8 protein-coding genes and 1 CRISPR repeat array are annotated in these 12,531 nt (G+C 41.9%); of the genes, 4 read left to right on the top strand and 4 right to left on the bottom strand.

Annotated elements, in window-relative coordinates; all coding sequences use genetic code 11:
* Nucleotides 1-289: 289 nt before the first annotated feature.
* A complete protein-coding gene (locus HWQ41_RS00260) occupies nt 290-1,177 on the bottom strand; it encodes an NAD(P)-dependent oxidoreductase (RefSeq protein ID WP_292758640.1) in 888 nt (295 codons plus the stop codon).
* A gap of 1,187 nt (nt 1,178-2,364) precedes the next feature.
* Between HWQ41_RS00260 and HWQ41_RS00255 the strand changes: the two genes are divergently transcribed.
* Both HWQ41_RS00255 and HWQ41_RS00250 read left to right on the top strand, forming a co-directional pair.
* On the top strand, nt 2,365-3,246 hold the full coding sequence (locus HWQ41_RS00255) for a pentapeptide repeat-containing protein (RefSeq protein ID WP_292758638.1): 882 nt from the start codon (nt 2,365-2,367) through the stop codon (nt 3,244-3,246).
* 335 nt (nt 3,247-3,581) lie between these two features.
* Nucleotides 3,582-4,616 (top strand): pentapeptide repeat-containing protein, encoded by a 1,035-nt coding sequence (locus HWQ41_RS00250; RefSeq protein WP_292758635.1) that lies wholly within the window; start codon nt 3,582-3,584, stop codon nt 4,614-4,616.
* 259 nt (nt 4,617-4,875) lie between these two features.
* Nucleotides 4,876-6,202: a CRISPR direct-repeat array (repeat unit 37 nt; unit sequence GTTTCAATCCCTAATAGGGATTTAGATAAATTGCAAT).
* 310 nt (nt 6,203-6,512) lie between these two features.
* Here HWQ41_RS00250 and HWQ41_RS00245 read toward each other — a convergent pair.
* Together HWQ41_RS00245 and HWQ41_RS00240 are read right to left on the bottom strand one after the other, a co-directional pair.
* Nucleotides 6,513-7,535 carry a 2-oxoglutarate and iron-dependent oxygenase domain-containing protein gene (locus HWQ41_RS00245; RefSeq protein ID WP_292758632.1) on the bottom strand — a complete coding sequence of 341 codons (1,023 nt, stop codon included), beginning with the start codon at nt 7,533-7,535 and terminating at the stop codon, nt 6,513-6,515.
* Nucleotides 7,532-8,050: a 2'-5' RNA ligase family protein gene (locus tag HWQ41_RS00240; RefSeq protein WP_292758629.1), complete on the bottom strand. Its 519-nt coding sequence runs from the start codon at nt 8,048-8,050 to the stop codon at nt 7,532-7,534. The genes HWQ41_RS00245 and HWQ41_RS00240 overlap by 4 nt, the downstream gene beginning before the upstream one ends.
* 188 nt (nt 8,051-8,238) lie before the next feature.
* Between HWQ41_RS00240 and HWQ41_RS00235 the strand changes: the two genes are divergently transcribed.
* Together HWQ41_RS00235 and HWQ41_RS00230 are read left to right on the top strand one after the other, a co-directional pair.
* Nucleotides 8,239-9,597 (top strand): TIGR03985 family CRISPR-associated protein, encoded by a 1,359-nt coding sequence (locus tag HWQ41_RS00235; protein ID WP_292758626.1) that lies wholly within the window; start codon nt 8,239-8,241, stop codon nt 9,595-9,597.
* A gap of 14 nt (nt 9,598-9,611) precedes the next feature.
* Nucleotides 9,612-10,175 (top strand): HD domain-containing protein, encoded by a 564-nt coding sequence (locus HWQ41_RS00230; protein ID WP_292758623.1) that lies wholly within the window; start codon nt 9,612-9,614, stop codon nt 10,173-10,175.
* Between the two features lie 522 nt (nt 10,176-10,697).
* Here the strand turns inward: HWQ41_RS00230 and HWQ41_RS00225 are convergent.
* Nucleotides 10,698-12,209 carry a BamA/TamA family outer membrane protein gene (locus HWQ41_RS00225; RefSeq protein WP_292758620.1) on the bottom strand — a complete coding sequence of 504 codons (1,512 nt, stop codon included), beginning with the start codon at nt 12,207-12,209 and terminating at the stop codon, nt 10,698-10,700.
* Between the last annotated feature and the right edge of the window lie 322 nt (nt 12,210-12,531).

Raw genomic sequence — 12,531 nt, 5'->3', positions numbered from 1 at the left:
CCTCTCCCTGACTTCTTTTCCGCAATGTTAAGAAAGATGTGACTAATGGATAGCCGATAGATTGGGGAGGGAACTAAATTTCCTGTTTCCCCCCTTTACAAGGGGGGATTAAGGGGGGTAACTTGACTTGTGTATACACCGTAGCCCTTTTTAAGGGGGGTTAGGGGGGATCTGAAAGTGCCTAAAGTCACAGTGAAACACTTTTCAAACAACCTCTTAGAGAAGAATGCAAAGAACACAAAGGAAGAAATGCTTAACTGAACTGTATTGATCTATAAAATACTCAAGATTAGGTGTCAGAGATTGCTTCATTGGAAAGGATTGTAATGATTTCATCCAACGGGCGATCGCGATCGCATTCTTCTGGTGTTTCCTGACCCAAGGAGGTTTCTTTCACCAAACGGTAAACGTCGGCTGCTCCATGAAAAATGCGCTCAGTCAGACCTAACTCTTTAAAGGTTTCTGCAATCTCTTCCATTTCTCCTATCCAACGGTGCGCTTTCGGTGTCATGGATGGAATCGAACGGGTTAATATGCTAGCAAGTTCCTGTTGGCTACTAGACACTTCATCCCATAGTTGTTTATCCAAGCCTAAACGATGGGCTGCTATTAGTAATTCTGTGCCGATTGCTGTCAGTCCTTTTGTCAGGGCTGCGTATGACATTTTCAACCCGGAAGCCTGACCAATTTCATCACCAATCACCCGCACATCCAAGCCATGATCTCGCAGTTGTTGGAGTTGACTGGCCTGTTTTCCCGAAGTATAAATGCGGGTGCGATTGGGAACTCGCGGTGGTGGGCCAATAATTGATGCATCTACGAATGTTCCCCCAACTGATTCAATAAGTTGAGCGATATTTATAACTTTTTGGGGTGCGATCGCATTACAGTCAACGTAGAGAATGGGTTTACCAACATTGCTGATCGCCTCAGCTACTTCCTTTGCTGCTTGGGTCGCTACTGCGGGGACTAGAACTGACAAGACTAGATCAGATTCAATTACCAGTTGTGTGAGGGAACCCACATCTTGGATGTTGGCTGCGGCTGCTAATTGTCGAGTTCGTTCACTGCGATCGTCTAGAGCCGCAATAGTTTTCAATCCATGTTGATTGAGAACAGCTGCGATCGCTTGTCCCATATCACCTGGACTTAAAATACCAATAGTTTGGATAGGCATGGAAAGTTTTATATTTACTTTGTGGCTGACAAGTTAATTCAGATAATTGAGTCGTCAACAAATTACGTTAAATTGATATAGATACCGTATTTAAATCAAACCACGGATCAGCTTAACAAGCAAGCTATAGCAATCCGATTTGATTTTTGAAAAAATCTAAGTATATGTAGGGTGTGTTACGCTTCGCTAACACACCAAAGCCTTCGGACGGTGCCGTACTCTCGTCTAACACACCCTACGTGTAAGCTGTTGCGCCTTTAATTTGCACTAATATTTTTTCAACATGGTTGTGGGGTGGGCATCTTGCCCGCCCTGATTGTGCAAGTTGTATACATAACAGCTTATTTCAAAAATCAAATATGATTCCTATAAGTAGGTGGTTGGGAAAATTTACAAGTATGTCATTGCGAGTGAAACGGAGTGCAACGAAGCAATCGCAAGGACTTTGATGGTTTTACATTTTGTTACATAGTTAGGTTAATTCGTGCCGACTTACTTATCTGCTGAGAGAGACAGCAGGAGTCTGGAGTTTGGAGTAAAACAGTCTTCATATCTATAGGACTCGTATTTGATTTTTGAAATAACTTAGTACACATCTATTCCCTTCTTTCCTGTTCCCTGTTAAGAGTTCCCTGTTAAGAGTTCCCTCCCTACGCAAGTAAGTTCAGGAATCAAATCGGATTCCTATAGCATAATCAATCTCGTCACATTGGCGTCATGAATTTGTCATAGATTTGTCAAACAGATGTGCAAATCTCAGCGTGAATATATTTATTCATTTGCATCAGGTGGAATTACCTGCCTTTTACTTATCTTTAAGTTCTCCTCATACGTCACCACGTATTCCAGAGGCTTTATTAATTTCCCGTGAATATCTCGTTTTAGCATCCTAACCCATGTATGACACTGAGTTTTTGAGGGCTTTATTTATCGAAATCAGCACGAGTAAAACGAAACTGTTGCCTCAATTAAGAGTCTGTGGGATAATCCAAAACTGATACTAATGAAATTACCGAAGCGAGTAAGTCATATTCAGGATTTTTTGGTTTTCTATAATACAAGCCAATGAATCAACCGCTTATTTGCTTCTAGAGAAACAACTAAATGAAGCCAAGGCATTTCAGAATCAGGAAACTGTAAATCTAGCACAATCGAGTTGAGTTTGTGAGTTTATTGAGTAAAGTATCATGGACATACAAAATAATCGCTTTAGGCCGATTGGTTTTGCTTTTATTCCCCTTGTAGTTTTAGTAATATTTGTGGGAATTGTTGTGGTGAGAAAGATCCAAATAAAACTACTTTGGAATACTGTCGAAGTTGCTCAAGAACAAAAAGACAGTACAGCAAGAATTGAAGCGCTGGAAAAACTGGTTAAGACTGATAACAGCCTGAATAAGATTCCATTGAATAATGTCGATTTCTCCAGTGTCAACCTTGAAGATGCCGACCTCAAAGAGGCTGACCTCAAGAGTGCTGACCTCGAACGTAGCAAGCTGGAACGTGCCGACCTTAAGAGTGCTGACCTCAAGAGTGCCGACCTCAGTAGTGCCGACCTAACCAGTGCCAACCTAACCAGTGCCGACCTAACCAGTGCCAACCTAATTAATGCCAACCTAACCAATGCCAACCTCAGCAGTGCCAATCTAACCAGTGTCAATCTCAGAGATGCCCACCTTCACGGTGCTAACCTCAGCAGTACCAATTTCAGTAGTGCTAACCTTCAAGGTGCTAACCTTCAAGGTGCTAACCTTCAAGGTGCTAATATCACGAGTGCAAAACTCAGCAGTGCCAACCTTCAAAGTGTCAACCTTCAAGGTGTCAACATCAAGAGTGCCAACCTTGAAGATGCCAACCTTGAAAATGCCAACCTGGAAAATGCCGACCTCAAAAGTACAAATCTTCAAGGTGCCAACCTTGAAAATGCCAACCTGGAAAATGCTAACCTTCAAGATGCCCAAAACCTAACTCTTCATAAGCTCAAAGCAGCTAAAAATTGGGAGAGAGCTTGCTACGACCCAGAATTTCGCAAACAACTAGGCTTACCTCCAGGAAATCCTAGCCAATGCTGACCAATTTTATTGTGCAGTCGAAGTTGTGTCTGAAGAAGGAAGCTTTCATCGCATTACGAATATCTTTATAATTCCAATGAATCAACGAATTATTTACTTCTAGGAAAACAGCTAAGTAAGTGGGCAAGAATAAATCAAACTATGTTACGCGTAAAATTAATTAAATAGGCTCGTAGTAAGCTGCCCCAGCCATATTTTAAGGGCTAAAGCCGCTGACTACAAACCTTTAATTATTCACGCCCACTTACTTAAATAAATTCAAGTGATTTCAGCAGCAGAAAGCTGCAAACCTAGTGCAATCGAGTTGAGTTTGTGAGTTTATTTAGCAAAGTATTATGGACATCAAAAACAATCGCTCTAGGTCAATTGGTTTTGCTTCTATTCTCTTCGTAGCTATAGTAATATTTGTGGGATCTGTTGTATATAGAAAGATAGAAATAAAACAACTTTTGGATACTGTCGAAGCTCTTCAAGGACAAAAAGATAGTACGGAAAGAATTGAAGCGCTGGAAAAACTGGTTAAGGGTGGTAACACCCTGAATAATATTTCATTGAATGATGCCAACCTTGAAGGTGCCAATCTTGAAGAAGCCAATTTCTCCAGTGCCAACCTTGAAGAAGCCAATTTCTCCAGTGCCAATCTCAAAGGTGCCGCCCTCAAAGGTGCCAAGCTCAAACGTGCCAACCTAAAACGTGCCAACCTCAATACTGCCGACCTAAGCAGTGCCGACCTCAATACTGCCGACCTCAAAAGTGCCAACCTTGAAGATGCCGACCTAAGCAGTGCCGACCTTAAGAGTGCCGACCTCAAGAGTGCCAACCTTGAAGATGCTGACCTCAAACACGCCAACTTTGAAGGTGCCGACCTCGAACGTGCCAACCTCAAGAGTGTTGACCTCAAACAAAGTACCCAAATCGAAGATGCCGACTTATTTGATGTCAACTTTGAAGGTGCCAATCTCTCCAGTGCCAATCTCAAAGGTGCCGACTTCTCCATCGCCGACCTCAAGAGTGCCGACCTCGAACATGCCAATTTTGAAGGTGCCAAGCTCTCGAACGCCAATTTTGAAGGTGCCAAACTCTCCAACGCCAACCTGGAAAATGCCAACCTTGAAGGTGCCAAACTCTCCAACGCCAACCTGGAAAATGCCAACCTGGAAAAAGCCAACCTTGAAGGTGCCAACCTGGAAAATGCCAACCTTGAAGGTACTAACTTTGAAGGTGCCAACCTCAAGAGTGCTAACCTGAAAACCGCTCGTCACCTAACTTTTCAAAAGTTAAAATCAGCCGAAAATTGGGATCAAGCCTGTTATAATCCAGAATTTCGCAGACAACTGCGTTTGCCTTTAGAAAATCCAAACCAATGCTGAGTAATCAATATACTCGGTCGTGGCGGCTAAAAACCCTCTTAACAATTCAAAATTCAAAATGACGCTCTCTACGAGACGCTAAAAGCGAACGCGGACTCGCTCTAAGCGTTCGCGTAGCGTCTCGTAGAGAAGAAACTTTCAGACGGGGATTTAAACCCTGACTGAAACTACATGTTGACGTTGCGGGTTTTGAAGCAATACGGTTCAGTTAAGGCTAGCACTCTTTGTCAAAGCCATTTTAGGCAAAATCTCGGAAGTTGTTTCAATCCCTAATAGGGATTTAGATGGATTGCAATGTCCTGTTTCTCATTGCCAAATTGTGTCGTAGTCGTTTCAATCCCTAATAGGGATTTAGATAAATTGCAATTCATAAGTTTCCTAAATATATGATGGCAACTGTTGCTAGTTTCAATCCCTAATAGGGATTTAGATAAATTGCAATATCAGCAAAATAAATGCCGTTTTTGTTACTTGTTTGTTTCAATCCCTAATAGGGATTTAGATAAATTGCAATTTTAATTAATGCCTCTTGCTCTGGAGTAGGTGTGGTTTCAATCCCTAATAGGGATTTAGATAAATTGCAATGCTTCTTTAATTGAATCATGCTCATGTTCACAAAGTTTCAATCCCTAATAGGGATTTAGATAAATTGCAATTGTAATGTGTCTTGGATTTTAAAATAAATATTGGTTTCAATCCCTAATAGGGATTTAGATAAATTGCAATTCTATTTGCGTCAGTAGCATTTGCACTACTTCCTGTTTCAATCCCTAATAGGGATTTAGATAAATTGCAATAAGAAAATGACTTGTCTTGCAAACTTAATGTGATGTTTCAATCCCTAATAGGGATTTAGATAAATTGCAATTTTGCGGTTAGCTGCGTATCTACTTCTTTGTTGCAAGTTTCAATCCCTAATAGGGATTTAGATAAATTGCAATTAAGGTGATGGCAGTTTTGTATACAACCAAGTAGTTTCAATCCCTAATAGGGATTTAGATAAATTGCAATCTCAGATGTTCGGTGCTAACGCTACACAGGACGCGTTTCAATCCCTAATAGGGATTTAGATAAATTGCAATTGATTAAAATATTTTATTGTTTGTCCAATATGAAGGTTTCAATCCCTAATAGGGATTTAGATAAATTGCAATATAACGATGGCTACAACGAAAGAATTCAGAGGACAGTTTCAATCCCTAATAGGGATTTAGATAAATTGCAATCATCGTATACAAGTGTCTACGCTGTATATAGTGCTGTTTCAATCCCTAATAGGGATTTAGATAAATTGCAATAAATTGTAGTACAATATCCATAATTACTTTCCATGTTTCAATCCCTAATAGGGATTTAGATAAATTGCAATCAAATGATCAACTAGGCGCTCGTGGAATGTCGGTCGTTTCAATCCCTAATAGGGATTTAGATAAATTGCAATGTGCTTGTGTAGTAAAGATGATTGTCGTAAGTGATGTTTCAATCCCTAATAGGGATTTAGATAAATTGCAATAGATTTGTTTTTATATCAAGGCAGTCTTGATTCAATGTTTCAATCCCTAATAGGGATTTAGATAAATTGCAATCGCGGGAGCCGGAAAGCCAAGCTATATTTAGTTTTCAAGGTGCGGTTGCGCGGTTCAAGAGCAATTATAGCATTAGAGAATTTGTTTGGGAAGAATGCCGGGAAAGGTTGAAAGCTGAAACCCACTTTTTGTAAGCATTTCAGAGATTGCGCGGATGAAAATTGGGGGATTATTGGGTGAAATGCTTGCTGGGATTGAGATAGAGGCACTTTTTTAGGGCTGTGGATTTTGTACACCTACCCTTCCGCGCATTTGACATATAGGAACCTAACCAGAATGGGGACTCATCAAGAAGAAATGGTTTAAAACCCTATAATAACGATCGCCGCAATTCTGGAAAAACCTTAGACACCTTACTTAACACATAATCACCATAGGTTCCGCGAAATTCATGAACGTTAGCTTTATCCCAGCGATCGCCTATATTATCATTCGCTAGTATATTATCTAATTCAATCGGCTTCACTTCTACATCGAAATTGGGATCGAAAAAGAAGGGGAACGAAAGGCGATGATTTTGGGACTGGTTCTGTACACGATGAGGTGTAGAACTATACAAACCTGCTGTCATCCTGTCTAGCATATCGCCAATGTTACAGACAAAGGAACCGGGAACGGGAGGCGCAGCAACCCAACCTGACTTGGATTTAACCTGTAATCCGCCTGAGTCGTCTTGCTTGAGAATGGTCAGAACGCCATAATCAGTATGTTCGCCAACGCCCCATATCGGTTGACCATCTGACGGTGATAAATTAGGAGGATAGTTGAAGATGCGAAACAGCACTAGGGGATTTGAGGTGTAACGGTCAGCAAAGTAGGATTCTTCCAATCCTAAACTCAGGGCTATACCAGTCATCAGAGTGTGTCCCAAGTTTGTCATTGCCTCCATATATTCAAGCACTGTTTCGCCAAATTCGGGGATGTTGGTGGGGAAGAGGTTAGAACCATGCATAGGAGTACCAGCTTGTACTAGTGGGTGTGACTCTCCCAGTTGTGCGCCAAAGTAAATACCTTCTTTCAAGTCGGGTTTACCGGATGTCAGTTCGCCACCAACGGGGAAATAACCTCGCCATGCAATACCTGCCAAAGCCATGCGGATTTTAAGTTTTGTTTCCAAATCTTGGGCGAAAAACTGGCGGCTGAGTTCTTCGAGTCGCTGCTGCAAACTTTCGTCTACGCCATGCCCGATAATATAGAAAAACCCCGATTCTCGGCACGCTTGTCTAATTTGAGATGCGACGGAATAGAGTTCGCCTTTTCCAGAAATCAAGGCGCTGATATCAATAATCGGGACGGATGAAAACCCTTTTTCCACAAATTGCAAGTTTTTCATGCTGAGGTTGGTAATATATATTCTTGGCTCCAGACTATTTGTCTCTTCACATCAGTAATCTTTAACAGATTTAGTTTGTCCACGATACAACAATAATCTAAATCTAACTGCCGCACTTCTTCTAAAGCCTGTGAGTATTGAACCCTATTTTTAGTAAATACTCCTAGCGTTAGATGTGGAACAAAGGCTGTATTTTCTCTGCAATATTCAGCTAATATACCCGTATATAGATCATTGTGTAATTTGATAACATTTTCCTTTCCTTCCTGAACCATCAGGAACAGATATTCATCCCATGATTTTTGAAATCCCTGTAGATGAATAGAAAATGGTTTCCAGGCACTCAAGACACTCTTAATATGAAGAGTGAGATTATCTTTCTCGATATATTCCAGTAGGGGAAACACTAGGGTGATATGCGGTTCAATTAAAGAAAATTGCGGGTCATATTTTTGCCTAAATTTATTAATACGCTGTGTGTTGATATTTAGATAATATACGAGTGCGTAAGACATACTTATGAATACTGTCAGCTTACAGATAGTTTCTCTCTCTATTTAGGTTGAGAATGACAACACCCGACACAACTTACTCAATAGTACCAAAATGCGCGATCGCTTCACTCTCATTTTGGAAGCATCTACTTCCACAAGCAATTAATCTAAAATGAGAACCCATAGATTAATTAACTCAGGCTTTAAAAGTGTTTGATTTCAGCACAGCACCGCTAATAGAAGACCCGCCCCATATTGAACTATTGCAATGGTTGGCGCGGGGTTCGTTGAAGCAAAACCTGCTACGGGCTATCCGGTTATGGGTTTGGCTGCACTCTCTCTATGGGGATGAACAAGACCGCCTATCTTTACCTGACCCTTTTACTTACAAGCACTGGCGAGATACTTTCTTTAGCGCAACTCATCCTAAAGGAGAATTCGCGCCTCATCTGCATGAGGGCAATTGTGCTTGTGCCAAAACCACCGCCCAGTGGCTATTTTATCCCAAAACCGGACTTTTAGAACCAGAGTGGAAGCGATCGCTTCAGCAACATGATGCAATTCCCGATGCAGATTTAGATGAATTGCTGCAACAGCGTTTATTTGCAGTCACTCGCCGTACTCTCTTCGCCGATTTGCAAATTCTGACTAACCTGGGCTGGTTGAAAGTTGCAGACAAACAATACTATCGAGTTGAGAATTTTCCATCTCGACCCAGCACTAGAGAATTAGAACCTGTGAGTAACCGTTTGGGAGTTTATGATTTGGGTTTTCTCAATCCTAACTTAGAAGCGATCGCTCAAAATCTCTCTCAACCCATCCAAAATGTGCAGCGATTCTACCTGGAAGTTGACTACATTATTTCCCAAACCCAAAATCAAGTTGAGAAATGGCTAGATGAATTCCGTAATCTTTGGGAACAGCCGACTATACCGCCAATCCGCCTGACCTACACTAGCGCTAAGTATGGTGCAGTGGAGTGTATTGTCTATCCTGTCTGTATATATTACGTGCAAAGAGCCGTATATCTCTGCGGCTTTGGCAAAACTCCCACAAATAAAGGTGAGTGGTACAACTATCGCTTGGATAAAATTCAAAAAATTACTCCCTTGGATTGGAACGATGCAAAATTGCCCAAAATGCTGCAACAACGGCGAACGACTTTACCGACACCAGACTATATTCGTTCCCAAATGCATCAAGCTTGGGGTTTTGACTTTTACCTACCATCCAAGTTGATGCTGCTGCGATTCGACCGCACATTTCATGAATCCTACCTCAAGGGAACCTCTCGTCATGCGACTTTTAAGCCGATAACCTATCAGTGGGGATTACAACTAATTCGAGAGCAAGTTATCCCAGCAAAACATCGAGAAATATTGCTAAAAATTTTACAAAATCGCCTCAGCGATGATGCTTACTATACTGTAATCTACCGTGATGGAGATCCAAATGTGGGTTTGCGTTTGCGGGCTTGGCGGCCAAAAGTTGAGGTGCTTTTACCTTGGGAACTGCGACAGGAAATCACCAAAGAAGTGGAAGCAGAATCGCACTTTTATCAAAATTAATTGTGAGGATAAAAATGGGTACAGCAAAATTAACAGAAAGATTTGAAGCGGCGTTAGTCTATGCTACCCGTCTTCATGCTCATCAAACCCGTAAAGTGAGCGGTATTCCTTATATTTCACACTTGTTGAGTGTAGCGGCGCTGGTATTGGAGATGGGTGGAAGTGAAGAGGAAGCGATCGCAGCTTTATTACACGATAGTATAGAAGACCAAGGTGGCAAACCCATCCGCGAGGACATCCGCCAACGTTTCGGCGAAACAGTTGTGGCAATTATCGACGGCTGTACGGAGTGGGATACACCGCCAAAACCACCTTGGCAAGAGCGTAAGAATAGATACATAGAAAAACTCCGTCATGCTTCGCCGTCAGTTCGACGAGTGTCGCTGGCTGATAAATTGCATAATGCTAGGTCTTTGCTTGCAGATTGGCGACAAATGGGAGATGTTATCTGGGCTGAATTCAGCAGTGGTAAGGAAAAAACTTTGTGGTTTTACCAATCATTGGTGCAGGTGTATCGGGAGACAGGTTCAGATGTGATGACAGAGGAGTTGGAACGAGTTATCAGCCAACTATTCTAAGGGACTGACAAGAAATAAATTATCCATCTTGTGGGGTGGGCAGGAAAGCCCGCCCTGAATATGGGACGGGTGTTCGCGTAGCGGCACGTAGTGCGGACACCCATCCCACAAGAAAATTTGCGATGTTTTTTTATTAGGACTTACGCAAAATATCTCTCAAACTCTGATTTCTCCGTGTCCTCTGCGCCTCTGCGGTTCGTTATTCCGTTAGGACTTACGCAAAAGTACACGCTGTAGGGGCAATTCATGAATTGCCCTACCTGAAAATAAGGGTTTCAGCTATTGTTTGCGTAAGTCCTGTCCCTAACTCATGCGTAAGTCCTATTTATAGCAACGGACAAGAAGGTTAGGACATTAACTGATGATAAAACCTATATACAAACAGACTTTCAACCAAGTCCCCAGTCCCCAGTCCCCTGCTATATTTGTCAATCCCTAAAAGAAGATTTAAACGCATAGGCGCTTCGCCTTCCCGTAAGGTAGGAACGCGGAGTAAAAACTAATTATCAATTACAGTTAGGATTAAAATCGCTGACCTGTAGTAACTTCAAATCTAACTTCTCCTTGGTCGCTAATTCCTAAGTCGCCTCGAATCAGCCCAAAGGATGACTTCACTCGCAATCCTAAGCCGCAACCAAAGCCACTTCCAGGTTTGTCTCGCAGCACTCCTGGTTCTCCTAGCACGGTGTCGCTAGACCCGAAATCTGAGGCGAAGTCAGTAAAGAAAACTCCTCCTATTGACTGAAAAATTGGGAAACGATATTCCACCGAAGCTAAACCATAACTCCGACCACTGGCAACTTTACCATAACCGTAACCTCTGACAGAATCTAGTCCGCCAATATTAAAGGCATCAGCTGGTGGAAAGTCTCCAATAATCGTGCCAATTTGTAAATTAATCGCCAACATTTCTGGATTGTCGGTTGGTCTACCCTTACCTATCCAACTGACTGGTAAATACTGAATATAATCTCCCCGTAGGCGGTTGCTGGAAATATTGCCCAGTCCAATGGGAATCGCTTGTTCTGTGCTGAGGGTGAGGATTGATCCTTGAGTCGGATTGTCTCGGCGATCGCGTTGATCTCTGGATACAGCAAATGATACTGTAAATAGGTCATCAATGCCAGTACCACTCACAGATAGGGGACTCCCTAAGCTATCGACCTGTGCAACGTTATATTCGCGATCGCGTAGGCTAATTCTGGTATAGTTGAGAGCCACTGATGTATCCCAGTCATCAAAAGCTCCTAAAACTGCCACAGAACCGCCAAATCTTCCCTCTCGCACTTTGTCGCCGTTAGATAATCTGATATCTTCGTTGAAGGTTCCCGATATATCTCGACGACGAAAAGCTCTAATGCTGTAGCCTAAGCGGTTTGGTTCTTCAGGACGATAAGGGCTAGTGAATTGACCATTAAACTGGACATCTTTAGTGCTTATCTGCACAATTGTATCTAATTTATCGTTAAGACCACTGACATTTGCATCTTTATAACCCACCCGACCGTATAGCCCAACATCATCGTTATTACCGCCTCCTAAGATTAGCAAAGGGAAGCCACGCTCTTTGATTTCATAGATGATATTAACGCTGGAGGTATCTTCTTGTCGATAAACATTGACTTGATTAAATGACTCTAATCTCCTCAATCGTTGCAAGTCTGCTTCAAGTAAATCTTCACGAAATACCTGACCAGGTTTGAGTTTCAGCAGACCCATGATAAAATTCTTCTGAGTACGCCCTTTGATCGGCTGACCTTTGTCATCGAACAACTTACCTTTTTGATTAATAAAACGAATCTGGATATCTTTGACAACTTTCTGAGAAAATTCCATCGCCTGGGTATCTACTGAAGTCGCTCTTATATAATCACCATATTTGGCATACCCTCCCTCTATCTGGATTGTAGCTTCCGGTGTCACAATAGCACCAGTCTCATCCTGAGTAGAAGATTGCAAGTCTGCAAGGGCCTCCCGATTTTCCATACCCACTAACATTACTGCGATCGCAACTACAGTTATTTGAACTAGCATATTGAAAATCCGTTAGTGATATTAAGCTTAACGTGAGTTCGACGAACCCTCTCTGCCTTGACCTAAAGTTCAAGTCAGTCCCTCTAACCACCGTTAACTTTCTTTTTCTTGGGTTTCTCTTTGGCGACGTTTTTCGCTATCCCTAGATTTTCTGCTTCTCTTGCCCAAACTTGTTGGTTGATGATTCCCAGTGGTACACCTTTAATTGTCGAATTTACACCTTATCAGCATTGATAATGTTTTTTGTTTATTAATAGGACTTACGCACTGTACAAAATCATCATGATGTGCATTAACAAAAATAGGTTGTTTCAGGCTTTGA

It is taken from the genome of Nostoc sp. NOS(2021), assembly GCF_017115025.1.
Taxonomy (GTDB): Bacteria; Cyanobacteriota; Cyanobacteriia; order Cyanobacteriales; family Nostocaceae; genus Nostoc.
Note: the sequence above shows the minus strand (reverse complement) of the source record. Positions and strands in the feature narration are given on the sequence as shown.